This window comes from Stenotrophomonas sp. 80084_Sma, assembly GCF_056481995.1.
The window spans coordinates 2,196,320-2,212,202 of the sequence record NZ_CM151177.1 but is presented as its reverse complement, the minus strand read 5'-3'; the positions used below and the strand labels follow the sequence as shown (position 1 = coordinate 2,212,202).

At 66.9% G+C, this 15,883-nt stretch carries 10 protein-coding genes; 1 reads left to right on the top strand and 9 read right to left on the bottom strand.

Annotation, left to right across the window (positions count from 1 at the left end; genetic code table 11):
- Positions 1-470: 470 nt before the first annotated feature.
- From ACZK3W_RS10355 to ACZK3W_RS10345, 3 genes are all read right to left on the bottom strand, one after another.
- Positions 471-1,253 (bottom strand): helix-turn-helix transcriptional regulator, encoded by a 783-nt coding sequence (locus ACZK3W_RS10355; protein ID WP_046985666.1) that lies wholly within the window; start codon positions 1,251-1,253, stop codon positions 471-473.
- 152 nt (positions 1,254-1,405) lie between these two features.
- Positions 1,406-2,531, bottom strand: a protein-coding gene (gene prfB / locus ACZK3W_RS10350; protein WP_097048047.1) for a peptide chain release factor 2 whose coding sequence is annotated in 2 segments (ribosomal slippage) — positions 1,406-2,455 and positions 2,457-2,531 — 1,125 coding nt in all. Because the reading frame shifts where the segments join, the coding sequence is not laid out codon by codon here.
- Between the two features lie 245 nt (positions 2,532-2,776).
- A complete protein-coding gene (locus ACZK3W_RS10345) occupies positions 2,777-5,689 on the bottom strand; it encodes a VIT domain-containing protein (protein ID WP_478450779.1) in 2,913 nt (970 codons plus the stop codon).
- A 131-nt stretch (positions 5,690-5,820) separates the two neighbouring features.
- Between ACZK3W_RS10345 and ACZK3W_RS10340 the strand changes: the two genes are divergently transcribed.
- Positions 5,821-6,870 carry a DUF1176 domain-containing protein gene (locus ACZK3W_RS10340; protein ID WP_423174997.1) on the top strand — a complete coding sequence of 350 codons (1,050 nt, stop codon included), beginning with the start codon at positions 5,821-5,823 and terminating at the stop codon, positions 6,868-6,870.
- An 85-nt stretch (positions 6,871-6,955) separates the two neighbouring features.
- Here ACZK3W_RS10340 and recJ read toward each other — a convergent pair whose 3' ends face one another.
- The 6 genes from recJ to ACZK3W_RS10310 all read right to left on the bottom strand — a co-directional run bounded on the left by recJ (position 6,956) and on the right by ACZK3W_RS10310 (position 15,814).
- Positions 6,956-8,713 (bottom strand): single-stranded-DNA-specific exonuclease RecJ, encoded by a 1,758-nt coding sequence (gene recJ / locus ACZK3W_RS10335; protein ID WP_478450778.1) that lies wholly within the window; start codon positions 8,711-8,713, stop codon positions 6,956-6,958.
- 160 nt (positions 8,714-8,873) lie between these two features.
- Positions 8,874-9,791, bottom strand: a complete 918-nt coding sequence (locus ACZK3W_RS10330) for a phosphoglycerate mutase (protein ID WP_478450777.1) — start codon at positions 9,789-9,791, stop codon at positions 8,874-8,876.
- A gap of 4 nt (positions 9,792-9,795) precedes the next feature.
- On the bottom strand, positions 9,796-10,260 hold the full coding sequence (gene greA / locus ACZK3W_RS10325; RefSeq protein ID WP_026347191.1) for a transcription elongation factor GreA: 465 nt from the start codon (positions 10,258-10,260) through the stop codon (positions 9,796-9,798).
- An 8-nt stretch (positions 10,261-10,268) separates the two neighbouring features.
- A complete protein-coding gene (gene carB, locus ACZK3W_RS10320; protein WP_478450776.1) occupies positions 10,269-13,511 on the bottom strand; it encodes a carbamoyl-phosphate synthase large subunit in 3,243 nt (1,080 codons plus the stop codon).
- A gap of 148 nt (positions 13,512-13,659) precedes the next feature.
- Complete coding sequence (gene carA / locus ACZK3W_RS10315) at positions 13,660-14,787, bottom strand: glutamine-hydrolyzing carbamoyl-phosphate synthase small subunit (RefSeq protein WP_042358678.1); 1,128 nt, start codon at positions 14,785-14,787, stop codon at positions 13,660-13,662.
- Positions 14,788-15,142: 355 nt separating this feature from the next.
- Entirely contained in the window at positions 15,143-15,814 is a 672-nt protein-coding gene (locus ACZK3W_RS10310; protein WP_240792142.1) for a 4-hydroxy-tetrahydrodipicolinate reductase, read from the bottom strand.
- Between the last annotated feature and the right edge of the window lie 69 nt (positions 15,815-15,883).

Sequence of the window (15,883 nt, the reverse complement as noted above, 5' to 3'; positions counted from 1 at the left end):
TTATCGGCAGGGCTGCGCCCTGGGTACGCGCCATCGCATGCGCGCTGCCGCTCCCACGCTTCGCTACGCGAACCGCGGGCCCCACTTACCAGCTCCCAGACCCCCGCCGCTTCGCGGCCGCCCCCTGACTCAGGGGGCTCTGCCCCAGACGCGAGTCGGTCGCCACAGTAGATCCACGTCGTTCGTGGCTGAATCTCTTTCGGAATCAAATATCTCCAATTGAGATCGAAAACCATCCACGCATGGCGTGGATCTACCAGATCACGAGAAACTGTCAAAGGCGGGGCGGTGTCGGAGTGCGGGGTGTCAGCCGCATGGATGCGGCTGCCAAGCCTACACGGACGTACTTGCGGCGTCCCCGCACTCCGACACCGCCCCGCCAACCCACGGATAGCTCGCTGTTGCTGTTGCTGTTGCCGTTGCTTCGGCTTGAAGCAGGTGCAGGGCTGCAAGCCCTGCCGAACAACCCCCTACCTACGCGGCAGGTAGGTAACCAGTGACAGGTCGTGCCGACTCTCCGGCACCAGCGCCACGTACTGCAGGTCCAGCAACCCCCGCGTTGGGTGGTTCAGCTTCTTCGCACCTTCGTCGAACCGGCGCACGTCGTGCTCCGGCCACCACTGGCGGAACTCCTCGCTGTGCGCGGCGATGTCCTCGGCCAGCGCCAGGAACGGGGCCTTGTCCGGCGCCTGCGCCATCGCCGCGCGGAAGCCTGCCAGCAGGCCGCGGGTCATTTCTTCCCAGTTGAGGATCAGCGTGCGGTACGGCGGATACAGGAACATCAGCCGCAGCGTGTTGCGCTCATGCGGCGCCAGCTGGCTGTAGTCCACGAACAGGTCGGCGATGGCCGGGTTCCAGGCCAGGATGTCGTAACGGGTATTGCGCACGTAGGCCGGGATCGGCTGCATGGCCTCGACCAGCTGGCGCAGGCCGTCGGTCACCGTCTCGTCGGGAGATTCCAGTGGCACACCGTAGCCGGACAGCGCGAACGCATAGGCGCGCTCGTCGTCACTCATGCGCAGTACCTGCGCCAAGCGCTCAAGCACCTCCGGCGAAGCGCGCACTTCGCGGCCCTGTTCGATCCAGGTGTACCAGCTGACGCTGACCCCGATCGCCAGTGCGACTTCCTCCCGCTTCAGGCCCGGGGTGCGCCGGCGCCCGGCCGGGAGGCCGAGCGTGGCGGGGTCGACACGGGCACGGCAGGCCTTGAGGAAGCCGCCAAGTTCCTTGCGTTCACTTTCGCTGCGCATCATCGGCCCGTCCTACCCTTTGTAGCGTCGAGCCATGCTCGACGCGTCCGCCAGCTCGCGAGAAGCAGCCGAGCATGGCTCGGCTCTACACAAAAACGGTTCAACCACCCTCGGCGTTGCGCGCGAGGGTGACGATCTCCGCGCAGGCACGTCGATCAGGCATCGACGCGCTTGGAGCCCACGGCCAGGCCGGCCTTCAGGCTGGCTTCGACGAATTCGTCGAGGTCGCCGTCCAGCACCTTCTGCGTATCCGAACGCTCGATGCCAGTACGCAGGTCCTTGATACGGCTCTGGTCGAGCACGTAGTTACGGATCTGGCTGCCCCAGCCGATGTCGGACTTGGTGGCTTCCACGGCGTCCTTTTCGGCGTTGCGCTTCTGGATCTCCAGCTCATACAGCTTGGCGGCCAGCATCTTCATCGCGTTGTCGCGGTTCTGGTGCTGGCTGCGGCCGGTCTGGCAGGCCACGACGATATTGGTCGGGATGTGGGTGATTCGCACCGCCGACTCGGTCTTGTTCACGTGCTGGCCACCGGCACCGGACGAACGGTACACGTCGGTCCGCAGGTCGGCCGGGTTGATGGTGATGTCGATGTTGTCATCGATTTCAGGCGACACAAACACCGAGGTGAAGCTGGTGTGGCGGCGGTTGTCCGAGTCGAACGGCGACTTGCGCACCAGGCGGTGCACGCCGGTCTCGGTCTTCAGCCAGCCGTACGCATAGTCGCCTTCCACGCGCAGCGTGGCCGACTTGATGCCGGCGACGTCGCCACCGGAGACTTCCATCAGCTCGGTCTTCCAGCCGCGCGATTCACACCAGCGCAGGTACATGCGCAGCAGGATCTCGGCCCAGTCCTGGGCTTCGGTGCCACCGGCACCGGCCTGGATGTCGACGAACGCGGCAGCATTGTCCATCTCGCCGGAGAACATGCGCTGGAACTCCAGCTTCTCCACGTGCGACTGGTGCTTGTCCAGGTCGGCGACCACGGCCAGCGCGGTGTCTTCGTCCTGTTCGGACTCAGCCAGCTCAAGCAGTTCGGTGGCATCAGCCAGGCCGTCCAGCACCGAGGCGATGCCGCCCACGGTCTTTTCCAGGCTGGAACGCTCGCGGCCCAGATTCTGGGCGTATTCGGCGTTGTTCCAGACGTCGGGGCTTTCCAGCTCCCGCGTTACTTCTTCAAGACGCTCTTTCTTGGCGTCGTAGTCAAAGATACCCCCGAAGCGACAGCACGCGATCGGTCAGATCGGTGATGCGCTGGCGGACAGGATTCAGTTCGATCATGTCGGCGGTTATGCATTCAAAAGATGACTGGTAATGATACCGCAGGCGGCGGGTACCCGGAATGAGGGCCCGGGCACGCTGCGGGCGGGCGCGAGCGTGGTCCACCGCCGCAGCGTCCGGACCGGGCGATGGCCGCCATGGGCGGGGAGCGGCTGAGCGGCAGCCGACCCCCCGCAGGGCATCCATGCTCCGCGGGCGACGGCGGTGTCCACGGCCCCCCCCGGATCGCCGCCGCCAGCCAATCACTACTTCACCTCGAATTCGCCCACCAGCACGGTCTCGGCACGGTCCTTCAGCCGCATCGTCACGCTCTGGTCCTTCTGCTTCGGCGTGCCCCAGTGCGTGGTCAGGCGCAGCATCAGGGTCGTCGCACCGGTCACCAGCTGCTGGCGGCTGCCGAAGTAATTGGCCTCCACCTTGTACTTGCCGGGCTTGGCATTGCGCAGCGAGAACTGCTCGGGGCCATAGCCGCCGGTGAAGTCCTGCGACATCTGCCCACCCTGATAGGTCAGGCGGTTGCCGTAGTATGCGCGCTCGCCGTTCGGGTCGGTCACCCACAGGTCCATGTCGCTGTTGTCCGCATCCCACGACAGCACAACGCGCAGGTCCAGCGGCATCGCCTGCAGCAGGCGTGGGTCGATGCTGCGGGTATCCAGCCGTGGCGTGCTGCGTGCCACCAGGTTGTTCAGCTCATCCAGCGCGATCAGGGCGATGCCGTCGAAGCGGTTGTCCCACGGCCGCACCACCACCTGATACAGCGGCGCCAACGCCTGCTGCGGCTTGCCTGCCGCTGCCAGTGCCAGGCCCAGATCGCGGAAGCTCTGCGGTTCCTCCTGGCCCATCGCCAGCACCTGCTCGAACACCGGCACCGCCAGTGCCGGCGCATCGGCCTGCATCAGCCGGTAGCCGAGCACGCGCAGCAGGTGGCGGTTGTCCAGGTCCATCTCGGCCAGGTTCGACAGCACACGCAGTGCCAGTTCGCGCTGGCCCTGCTCCAGCAGCAGGTCGGCCACGTCGAGGAAGAACGCACTGCTGTCGGCGTGTGCATCGCGCTCGGCCAGGTAGCGGTCATACAGTTGCGACGCGGGGCCCTGGCGCAGGCGGCGGGCGATGGCCGAATCCGGCTGCCAGGCCGCCAGCTGGATGCCGAGCTCGCCCTCGTTGGCGGCAGCGGGCGCAGCGACACGACCACCAGTGACCGTGATTGAATCCAGGGCCTTGTTCGATGCGGACGTTGAGCGACGTGCACGCGCACTGCTGGCTTCCATGCGCTGCTCGGCAGCGGCGGCCATCGGTGCCGGGGCGGGCGGTGCCGCAGGGGCCGGCGCGGCGAGCATCGCCATCGGCGCCGAGTCCATCGCGTAGTCCGCGGATGCAACTTCCAGCGCCCCGCCCTTCAACTGCGGAGGCGCTCCCTTCGGCCAGCTTCGGTTCCACCACTGCTGGCGCTCCTTCCAACGTGCGGCAACCTGGTCCAGGCGCTGGCGATCGGCAGCGGCGCGATCGCTCACCTGCCGTGCGAAGCGGGCATCGTACTCGGCGCGCAGTTTTCCGGACGGGCGGATCGCGTAGCGCAGGTAGTCCTCCAAGGTCTCCAGCACGATCAGCGAGGTATCCGGTCCGACCAGGCCGAACTGCTGCGACAGCAGTTGCATTGCCTCGCGGTGGCCTCGGCGATCGGCGCCGAGTTGCTGCAGACGGGCCTGCGCCCACAAGCCGGCCAGCAGCTCGCCATCGTCACTCTTCTGCGTTGCCGGCATCGCCTGCCATTCACCACCGCCCACGCGCACCCGCATCGGCACGCCGTCGGCCGCCAGTCGTGCATGCAGCCACAGCCAGCCTTCGGCCTCGCTGCGACGATCGATCACAACATCCTGTACGCCACGGCCCGAATCGACCTGCACGTCCAACGGCGACGACAGCAGTTCCCGCGCAGCCGCGTCAACATCCTTGCCCAGCGCGACGAAGCGTCCGCCATGGGCTTCGCTCCAGCCGCGCAGGCGCACTGTATCGGTTCGCGCACCAGCACTGCTGACCGCGAACAGGCGCTGCTGCGGTGCGAGTGCTGGCAATGCTTCCGGTCCATAGGTCAGCAGGCCATCGCTGATCAGCAGGTATTCCTTCACGCTCGGTTGCGGCTGCCACTGCGCCAGCGCGCTGGCACCGTCCGGGCGTACGGCCTGCAGTGCTGCACGCAGCTCGCTCCAGTTGCCCGCACGGACACGGAAGCGACGCACCGGTTCCGCGCGGTCACGCAGCACGGTCAACGCCACGGTGCCGTCACCCATCGCTGCGAAGTAGCGATCCAGCAGCGCGAACTCACGCGTGCGATCGCGCTGACCCGAGGATCCGGAGCCGTCCCACAGCAGGCCGATCTCGCTGGGAAGTGTGCGCGGCGTGCGACTGACTACCACCGGCAGCTGCGCCAGCAGGTAGTGCCCATCCTGCCAGGGCGCCACCTGCACCTGTGCCTGACGTGCTGCGGGCAGGCTCCACTGCAGCTGCTTCGGCAGCTGCGCGCCCCTGCCCTGCCAGTGCAGCTGGCCCGCAGTGATGCGGAACGGTGCCATGCCCGCGGTGGACGCACCCGGTGCCTGCAGCTGCAATTCAACCGAAACCGCACCGGCGGCAAACTGCAACGGCAATGTCCATTGCCAGCCTTGTCCGGCGAAGGCCAGCGGTTCGCGAATCACCAGCTGCACGCGCCGGTTGCCGCCGGCCGGCAGCGGATAGATACGCAGGCGGAACTGGTTGCCGGCAGTCTGTTCCAGCAGGCCCGGGTCGACACCGCGGCGGGCGATTTCCTCGAACACCTGGCGGCCACGGTCCTTGGGCACCGGCACGGCGTCACGCAGTTCACCGTTGATGTCCAGTGCGAAGCCGCTGATCTGCTGGCCATCGGCCAGCGGGAACTGCAGCTCGCCCTCCAGCACGCGTCGGTTCGGGTTGTGGAATTCGAGGGTGATCCTGGTCTGGGCGATGCCGGCCTGGACCTCGCCTTCGATGCGGGCACGCTGCAGCTGCACCGGCTGTTCGGCGGCGGGCGCGATCAACAGCGGGGTGGTGGCTTGCGGCCTGGCGATACGTGGCGACTGAGCGCCGACAGGCCCAGCCGCGAGGGCCAGCAGCAACACAGCGCAGCAACGGACGAAGACCATGACAGGGCTCCAGTGGGATCGTGGACATTTGAACGCACGGACAGCCGGAATGGGGTTGGGCAGCGTGCAGCTTTTCATCGCCCCCGCCAGCAGGCACCATGCCCCACGCTCCCACACGCGCAAGGATGCCGATGCGATTGCCCCTGCTGGCCACTCTGTTGGCCCTTGCCTGCCCCCTGACCGCCCTTGCTGCGGCTCCGACCAAGAGCCTGTATTTCCAGCACCACGACTGGGTCGTGGCCTGCGACAACACCTTGACCTGCCGCGCGGCCGGTTACGCCACCGACGATGACAGCACCCTGAGCGTGCTGCTTACCCGCAAGGGCGGCCCGGATCAGGCCATCCAGGGCCGCCTGAAGCTGCAGCCGGAAGAAGGCCAGACCCAGCCCAAGGGCGCGCTGCATCTGCGCATCCAGCAACAGGACCTGGGCGTGCTGACCCCGGCAAAGAGCGAAGGCACGCACAGCTTGACTGCTGCGCAGACCAGCGCGCTGCTGTCCGCATTGGTGCGCGGCGGTGGAATCGGCGTGACCGATGGCGCTGGCCATCGCTGGCCGCTGTCGGACAAGGGTGCCGCAGCGGTACTGCTGAAGATCGATGAGTACCAGGGCCGCCTCGGCACGCCCGGCGCCGTGATGCGCAAGGGCAGCACGCCTGAATCCAGCGTCCCCGCCGCACTGCCGGTGCCGGTTGTGCGCAAGGCCGCCACCCTGGACTCGACTCCGGATGATCCCGCGTTTGCTCGGCTGGCCGCCTCACCCGCCCTGCGCGCAGCACTGCGTGCCACGCTGGAGGACGACAGCTGCGAAGGCCTGCAGGAAACTGATGCCGACGTTCCGCTCAGCAACTCCCCGCTGCAGGTCCGGCGCCTGGACGCGCAGCATGTGCTGGTCACGGTCCCGTGTTGGCGCGGGGCCTACAACATTGGCGATGGCTATTGGGTCGCCAGCCCGCAGGCGCCGTTCCAGGCGCAATGGGTGACCAGCGATGCGATCGACTACACCGACGGCCAGATCATTGCCGCGCAGAAGGGCCGCGGCCTCGCTGACTGCATTTCGCACGCAGCCTGGACGTGGGACGGGACGAACTTCATCGCGACGTCCGAGGTGGCACCGGGTCTATGCCGGGGCGTGCCCGGTGGCACCTGGGAACTGCCGATGCTGGTCAGCGAGGTCCGCTGACGCCACAGAAAAAGGGGACGGAGGGGATTAAGTCGCAAGTGGCAAACAAGGCACAAGCGACTTAATCCCCTCCGTCCCCTTTTCCTCATGCAGGCAGGCAGTGCTCGACGATCAGCTGGATGGCGCTGCCGCCGCGATAGTCGTCGCAGGCCAGTCGATAGGCGAGATGCACATGACGGCCGGGTGCGTTGCCGTGCCAGCCGCCGAAATGGATCGCATTGATCGTGCCGGGTACGCCTGGCAGGCGCAGTTCAAGCTTGAGGTGACGTTCCTTCAGTACGCGCCAGTTGGCCACTTCGAAGTGGCCATCGAACAGCGGTTCGGGGAAGCCCTGACCCCACGGTCCGGCCAACCGCAGGGCATCGGCGTGGCGATGGTCCAGCTCGTCGGCGGCCAGTTCACCGTCGCTGAGAACCTGCTGCTGCAATGCCGCGGGGTCGAGCATTTCCAGCACCACGGCGACGAAGGCGGCCTTGAAGTCATCGACATGATCCAGCCGCATGCTCAGGCCAGCCGCCATGGCATGCCCACCGAAGCGTTCGATCAGTCCCGGATGCCGCGCATCGACCAGCGCCAGTGCGTCACGGATGTGCAGGCCGGGAATCGAGCGCGCCGAACCACGCAGGGTGTAGGCACCGGGTTCGGCCGGGGCGAAGGCGATCACCGGGCGATGCAGGCGATCCTTCATCTTCGACGCGACCAGGCCGACCACGCCGGGATGCCAGTCGGCATCGAACAGGCAGGCGGCCACCGGTCGCTGGCCTGCCATATCCAGCACTACGCGGGTCAACGCCTGCTCGGCGTCATCGGTCATCGACTGCTGCACTGCGCGCCGTTCCGAATTGATCTGCTCCAGCGTCTGCGCGATGTCGCGCGCCTGGCGCGGGTCTTCGGTCAGCAGCAGCGCGATGCCCAGCGCCATGTCTTCCAGCCGGCCCGCAGCGTTCAGGCGCGGGCCGAGTGCGAAGCCGATATCGGTGGCGGTCAGTCGCGCGGCATCACGGCCACTGGCTTCGATCAGCGCACGCAGGCCGACACAGCCCTGCCCTGCACGTAGACGGCGTAGGCCCGCACTGACCAGCGCACGGTTGTTCGGATCCAGCGCTACCAGGTCGGCGACGGTACCGACCGCCACCAGGTCAAGCAGTGTGGTCAGGTCCGGGCCCTTGCCATCGGCGAAGACGCCGGCCTCGCGCATCTGCCGGCGCAATGCCATCAGCACATAGAAAATCACGCCGACGCCGGCCAGCGATTTGCTGGGGAAGGCATCACCATCCAGATTCGGATCGACGATGACATCTGCCGGCGGCAGCTGCGGGCCGGGAAGATGATGGTCGGTGACCAGCACCTGCCAGCCACGCGCCTTGGCCGCAGTCACACCCGCATGGCAGGCAATGCCGTGATCGACCGTGACCAGCAGGTCCGGTTTCAGCTCGGCCAACTCCTCCACCAGTGAAGGTGACAGGCCATAGCCGTGCACCATGCGGTTCGGCACCGCGTGGAAGACATGCTGCGCGCCGAGCATGCGCAGGCCACGCACACCGACCGCACAGGCGGTAGCACCATCGCAGTCGAAATCGCCGACCACCAGGATGCGCTTGTCGTTGGCGATGGCCTCGACCAGCAGGCCCACTGCATCGTCGATGCCGGTTAGCAGCTCGGGCGCATGCAGGCTGCCCAGCTTCGGCAGCGCCAGCTCCGGGGTACCGGCACCGCGACTGGCGTAGAGCCGCGCCAGCAACGGCAGAGTGCCCTCCGGCCAGTTGGCGGGCGCAACCGCATCGCGGCGGCGGATCGTCGGCGTATCAGAGGAGGGCTGCACGGCATCGGCGGCAAGGGACATCGGCATCGCCGGTTACGAAAGACAGAGGGATGATACCGCGCGTGGGAGAGGCTGGCGGGATTGTGCCCGGCAGCTGCGGTAGTGCCGGCCGCTGGCCGGCAACCCCGGCAAGCGTCCAGGGTCAGAGCCGCTTTCCGATGGAAAACGGATCCGATCCCGCTCAATCGTGAAGCTGCCGCGGCTTCTTCCAGAACTGCCAGCGCTGGCCACGATCCAGCTGGAACTGCAGGCCATCCTCGAAATCCAGCACCAGCCGCTGCAGCTCGCCGCGTTTCAGCGCGGCCAGCAGTGGCCGGATCGCATCATTGCCGAGCTGCTGCAAAGAGCGCAGCTGGCGCAGGTCGACCAGTGCATCCACCGCCTGCTCGCCATCCACGGCCACGCCTGCCGCCAGAGCCAGGCCCTGCAGCAGGGCATCACGACTGCGCACCTGCGCATGCGCCGTACTGACCGACACCGGCATCACGCCGCCACCCCAGAACCACAGCGAATTGATCGGCTGTTGTCCCTGCGCGGCGCGCTGCTGGTTCCAGGAATGATTGTGCAGCAGCACCTGCGCCTCGGTCATCAGCGCCCGCCAACGGCGGCCACCCTCGCCTTCCGGCAGGTGCGAGAACAGGTCATCGCCCAGCACCTCGTCCGGACTGTCGAAGTCCGGCAGGGCCAGGTCGATCGGAAGCCGCAGGTACCAGCGCGAGGGATCGGGCGCGTCGAGCACGAACCCGGCATCGGCGAACAGCGGCTGCAGCACCGGCAGCAGGGCCAGGCAGTCGGCCAGCGTCGGTCGCAGCGTTTCGCCGTAGGCCATCATCCGCGCGCCATGCATGTCCGGCACCATGCAGGCCGGATCGGCGCGCAGCCAGCTGGCGCCGGCGGCATCGCCGACGTCGCGCTGGCGGGTCAACGCGGCCACCGGCCAGTGCGGCGCGGCGACCGTGAAATGGCGCTGCAGCTGCACCCGCTCGCCGGCTTCGAACTGCGAGGCGTTGGCGCGGCCCAGGGCACGCGCCACGTCATCAGGCAGCGCAGCCGCTGCAAAGCGGCTGCGCGCGGGCAACAGCAGGGTCGCCGTTGCCACCGGGTCAGTCCACGTAGCTGACGCTGACGATCTCGTACTCGCGCTGGCCGGCCGGGGCGTCGATCACGATCGAATCGCCTTCCAGCTTGCCGATCATCGCGCGCGCCACCGGCGAGGAGATGGCGATCAGGCCCAGCTTGATGTCCGCTTCCAGGTCACCGACGATCTGGTACTTCTTCTCTTCGTCGGTTTCCACGTCGGCCAGGGTCACGCTGGCGCCGAACACCACCTTGGAGCCGGCGTTGAGCTTGCTCACGTCGATGATCTCGGCGTGCGACAGCTCGCCTTCCAGCTGCTTGATGCGGCCTTCGATGAAGCCCTGTTCCTCGCGTGCAGCGTGGTACTCGGCGTTCTCCTTCAGGTCGCCATGCTCACGCGCTTCGGCGATGGCCGCAATGACCTTCGGGCGCTTGACCGACTTCAGGTGATCCAGTTCGTCGCGCAGCTTCTGCGCGCCCTTCATCGTGATGGGGGCTCTCATGCATTCAACTCCTTGTGCAGCTCCTGCAGCGACCAGACGGGGCCGGTGCCGCGGAATTCCAGTGAATCCACCAGCGCCTTGGCGCCGGCAATGGTGGTCGAGTAGGTGACGCGATGCTGCAGCGCCTCGCGACGGATCGAGAACGAGTCGTTGATCGCCGAACGACCTTCGGTCGTGTTGACGATGTAGACGATCTCGCCGTTCTTGATCGAGTCGACGATGTGCGGACGGCCTTCGACCACCTTGTTGATGATCTCGCAGTCCATGCCATGCTGCTGCAGCCACGCGGCGGTGCCACGGGTGGCGACCAGGCTGTAGCCACGCGCCAGCAGCGCCTTGGCCACCGGCAGAACGCGCTTCTTGTCCGGATCGCGGACCGAGACGAAGGCCTTGCCGACCGGCGGCGCCTTGATGCCACCGGCTTCCTGCGCACGCGCGAAGGCGGCGTTGAAGGTGCGGCCCACGCCCATCACCTCACCGGTGGAGCGCATCTCCGGCCCGAGGATCGGGTCGACGCCCTGGAACTTGGCGAACGGGAAGATCGCCTCCTTCACCGAGTAGTAGTCCGGCACGATTTCCTTGGTCGCGCCCTGCTCGGCCAGCGTTTTGCCGGCCATGCAGCGGGCGGCGATCTTGGCCAGCGGCATGCCGGTAGCCTTGGACACGAACGGCACGGTGCGCGAGGCACGCGGGTTCACTTCCAGCAGGTAGATGGTGTCGGCACCTTCATCGCTGGTCTGGATCGCGAACTGGGTGTTCATCAGGCCGACCACGTTCAGGGCCTTGGCCAGTTCCACCACCTGGCGACGCAGCTCGGCCTGGGTTTCAGCCGACAGCGAGTACGGCGGCAGCGAGCACGAGGAATCACCCGAGTGCACGCCGGCTTCTTCGATGTGCTCCATCACGCCACCGATCAGGACGTTGCCCTGGGCATCGGCAATGATGTCGACGTCGCACTCCACGGCGTTGTCGAGGAAGCGATCCAGCAGCACCGGCGAATCGTTGGACACCTTCACCGCGTCGCGCACGTAGCGGGCCAGGTCGGCTTCGCCGTAGACGATTTCCATCGCACGGCCGCCCAGCACGTAGCTCGGGCGCACCACCAGCGGGTAGCCGATCTCGCGGGCCAGCAGCAGGGCTTCCTGGTCGTTGCGGGCGATGCGGTTCGGCGGCTGCTTCAGGCCCAGCTTGTCGACCAGCTGCTGGAAGCGCTCGCGGTCTTCGGCCAGGTCGATGGAGTCCGGGCTGGTGCCGATCACCGGCACGCCGTTGGCTTCCAGCGCGCGCGCCAGCTTCAGCGGGGTCTGGCCGCCGTACTGCACGATCACGCCCTTCGGCTGTTCCAGTTCGACGATTTCCAGCACGTCTTCCAGGGTCAGCGGCTCGAAGTACAGGCGGTCGGAGGTGTCGTAGTCGGTCGACACGGTTTCCGGGTTGCAGTTGACCATGATGGTTTCATAGCCGTCCTCGCGCAGTGCCAGTGCTGCGTGCACGCAGCAGTAGTCGAACTCGATGCCCTGGCCGATGCGGTTCGGGCCACCGCCCAGGATCATGATCTTGTCGCGGTTGCTCGGCGCGGCCTCGCACTCGTCCTCGTAGGTCGAGTACAGGTAGGCGGTACCGGTGGAGAATTCACCGGCACAGGAGTCCACGCGCTTGTAGACCGGGCGCACCTTGTGCGCACGACGCAGCGCGCGGATGGCGGCTTCGTTGGTGCCGGTCAGCTGCGCCAGGCGCGCGTCGGAGAAGCCAGCGCGCTTCAGCTTGCGCAGGCGGGCGGCGTCCAGCGCGTCGATGCCACCAGCAGCGACTTCAGCCTCGGCAGCGATGATTTCCTCGATCTGGTCCAGGAACCAGTGATCGATGAACGACAGTGCGTAGATCTCTTCCACGCTCATGCCGGCACGGAACGCATCGGCGACGAAGAACAGGCGCTCCGGGCCCGGGGCCTTCAGCTCGCGGCGCAGGGTCTGCAGGTCTTCTTCGTTGCTCAGGTCCAGGCCGGTCGGGTCGAAGCCGACCTTGCCGGTTTCCAGGCCACGCAGCGCCTTCTGCATCGACTCCTGGAAGGTACGGCCCATTGCCATCACCTCGCCCACCGACTTCATCTGGGTGGTCAGGCGGGCATCGGCGGCCGGGAACTTCTCGAAGGCGAAACGCGGGATCTTGGTGACGACGTAGTCGATCGACGGCTCGAACGAGGCCGGGGTCAGGCCACCGGTGATTTCGTTCTTCAGTTCGTCCAGGGTGTATCCCACGGCCAGCTTGGCGGCAACCTTGGCGATCGGGAAGCCGGTGGCCTTGGAGGCCAGCGCCGAGGAACGCGACACGCGCGGGTTCATCTCGATGACGACCACGCGGCCGGTCTTCGGGTTGATGCCGAACTGCACGTTCGAGCCACCGGTATCGACGCCGATCTTGCGCAGCACGGCGATGGAGGCATCGCGCAGGCGCTGGTACTCCTTGTCGGTCAGGGTCTGCGCCGGCGCCACGGTGATCGAGTCACCGGTGTGCACGCCCATCGGGTCCAGGTTCTCGATCGAGCAGACGATGATGCAGTTGTCCGCGGTATCGCGGACCACTTCCATCTCGAACTCCTTCCAGCCCAGCACCGACTCTTCCACCAGCACTTCGGTGGTCGGCGACAGTTCCAGGCCGCAGCTGACGATCTCGACCAGCTCTTCGCGGTTGTAGGCGATGCCGCCACCGCTGCCGCCCAGGGTGAAGCTGGGGCGGATGATGGTCGGGTAACCGACGCGGGTCTGGATCTCCAGCGCTTCGTCCAGGGTGTGGGCGACGGCGGCGGTCGGGCATTCCAGGCCGATCTCACCCATGGCGACGCGGAACAGCTCGCGGTCTTCGGCCATGCGGATCGCTTCGCGTTTGGCGCCGATCAGCTCGACGTTGTACTTCTCCAGCACGCCGTTGTCGGCCAGGTCCAGCGCGCAGTTCAACGCAGTCTGGCCACCCATGGTCGGCAGCAGCGCATCGGGCTTTTCCTTGGCGATGATCTTCTCGACCGTCTGCCAGTTGATCGGCTCGATGTAGACGGCGTCGGCCATCTCCGGGTCGGTCATGATCGTGGCCGGGTTGCTGTTGACCAGCACCACGCGGTAACCCTCGTCACGCAGGGCCTTGCAGGCCTGGGCGCCGGAGTAGTCGAACTCGCAGGCCTGGCCGATGACGATCGGGCCAGCACCGATGATGAGGATGGTCTTGAGGTCAGTGCGCTTGGGCATTTTCTTCTCTAAGTCAGTACAGCGTGACAAGGGGGGTGATCGCACGCTGTCGATCAGGAATCTTGATCCGCAGCGCCGCGCCAGCGGCAGCAGCGTTGCGGGGTTTACGGTCCATCGCGACGCCACCGGGGGGGCGGCGGCGTACTGATCACGCCTTGGCCTGCTCCATCAGCACCACGAAGCGGTCGAACAGCGGACCGACATCGGTCGGGCCGGGCGACGCTTCCGGGTGGCCCTGGAACGAGAACGCCGGCACGTCGGTGCGGGCGACACCCTGGTTGGTGCCGTCGAACAGCGAGCGGTGGGTCACGCGCAGGGTGGCCGGCAGGGTCGCTTCATCGATCGCGAAGCCGTGGTTCTGCGAGGTGATCATCACCCGGCCGCTGTCCAGGTCCTGCACCGGGTGGTTGGCACCGTGGTGGCCGTGGCCCATCTTCATGGTCTGTGCGCCCGAGGCCAGGCCCAGCAGCTGGTGGCCCAGGCAGATGCCGAAGGTCGGGATCTTCACGTCGATGAAGGTCTTGATCGCTTCGATGGCGTAGTCGCACGGTTCCGGGTCACCCGGGCCGTTGGACAGGAACACGCCGTCCGGCTTCAGCGCCAGCACTTCGGCGGCCGGGGTCTGCGCCGGCACCACGGTCACTTCGCAGCCGCGCTCGGCCAGCATGCGCAGGATGTTGGTCTTCACGCCGAAATCGTAGGCCACGACCTTGAACTTCGCCGGCACGCTGACGAAGGCATTGGCATCCAGGTCCAGCTGGCCCTCGGTCCAGGTGTAGGTCTTCTCGGTAGTGACGACCTTGGCCAGATCCATGCCCTTCAGCCCCGGGAACTTGCGGGCGGCTTCCAGTGCCTTTTCCACGTCGATGTCACCGGCCATCAGCGCACCGTTCTGCGCGCCCTTCTCGCGCAGGATGCGGGTCAGCTTGCGGGTGTCGATGCCGGCGATGGCGACCACGCCACGCTGGATCAGCCAGTCCTGCAGCGACACCTGGCTGCGCCAGTTGCTGGGACGGCGGGGAACATCGCGCACGATCAGGCCGGCCGACCACACCTTGGACGCTTCATTGTCCTGGTCGGTCATGCCGGTGTTACCGATATGCGGATAGGTCAGCGTGACCATCTGCCGGGCGTAGGACGGGTCGGTCAGCACTTCCTGGTAGCCGGTCATGGCGGTGTTGAACACCACCTCACCGACGGACAGGCCGGGCGCGCCTACGGATTCGCCCTCGAATACGGTGCCGTCTTCGAGGACGAGGATTGCGGCTTGGGTCACGGGAATCTCACTTTGGCTACCGAGGGGGCTGCCGAAGTCACGCCTGCGCTTCACGGAAATCCGGTTGCAAAAAAGCGCGGACGTGCGGTCTGGGACCGGTCCGGCTTTCGTGATTCGGCGAGTGCGAATTGTAGCGCTGCCGGGGCGCTCGCGCCAGCGGTTATCGCACTTCATGAACAGGCGATTGCGCATTCATTTCAATCCGGCGGCGTATGCAGGGTCCGCTGCCAGATCGTGCCGGCCGCTGGCCGGCAATCTGCATGCCATCAGGCGCCTGGTAGTGCCGGCCGCTGGCCGGCAATCTCCACACCATCGGGCGCCCGCAAGCTGCCGGCCAGCGGCCGGCACTACCGCCTTACTGCAGCAGGTCCCGAACCCGGTAGCTGCCCGGGGCGCGGCCCTGCAGCTGACGGGCGGCAAACAGGGCGCCGCGGGCGAAGATGTCGCGGTTGGTGGCCCGGTGCACCAGCTCGATGCGCTCACCCAGTCCTGTGAACTGCACCAGATGCTCGCCGACGATGTCACCGGCACGCAGGCTGGCGTAATGCGGCTCCGCCCCACCCCGCTGCGCGGCCGCGCCCAGGGTCAGCGCGGTACCCGACGGCGCGTCCTTCTTCTGCGTGTGGTGCGATTCGACGATGTCGCAGTCCCAGCCGGCCAGCGCCTGCGCCGCGCGCTCGACCAGCTCGTCCAGTACCGCCACGCCCAGGCTGAAATTCGACGCCCAGACCAGCGGGATGGACGCCGCCGCGGCCTCCAGCGCCTGCCGCTGTGTGCTGGAGATGCCAGTAGTGCCCGAGACCAGGCCCGCACCCCGCTCCACGCATAGCGCCAGCATCGGGTCGAAGCCCTCCGGCAGGCTGAAGTCGATCGCCACATCGAACACCGGCGCGCCAGGCAGTTCGCTGGCGCCGAAGAACGGCACGCCGTCGACCACGCGCTGGGTCGGCGCACGGCCGGTTACCGCAGCCACGATCTGCAGGGTTTCGGGATGTTCGGCGGCCAGCCGCAGCAGGGCCTGGCCCATGCGCCCGGAGGCACCGTGAATGAGCAATCGCAGGGGAGTCTGGTTCATGCCTGCAGGCTAGCGGCAGCA

Bases quoted from the DNA above. Each gene is read 5' to 3' on its own strand.
- ACZK3W_RS10310 (WP_240792142.1), bottom strand. From the start codon at position 15,814: ATGGGCCAGGCCCTGCTGCGGCTGGCCGCCGAACATCCCGAAACCCTG.
- ACZK3W_RS10345 (WP_478450779.1), bottom strand. From the start codon at position 5,689: ATGGTCTTCGTCCGTTGCTGCGCTGTGTTGCTGCTGGCCCTCGCGGCT.
- ACZK3W_RS10355 (WP_046985666.1), bottom strand. From the start codon at position 1,253: ATGATGCGCAGCGAAAGTGAACGCAAGGAACTTGGCGGCTTCCTCAAG.
- recJ (WP_478450778.1), bottom strand. From the start codon at position 8,713: ATGTCCCTTGCCGCCGATGCCGTGCAGCCCTCCTCTGATACGCCGACG.
- ACZK3W_RS10340 (WP_423174997.1), top strand. From the start codon at position 5,821: ATGCGATTGCCCCTGCTGGCCACTCTGTTGGCCCTTGCCTGCCCCCTG.
- carB (WP_478450776.1), bottom strand. From the start codon at position 13,511: ATGCCCAAGCGCACTGACCTCAAGACCATCCTCATCATCGGTGCTGGC.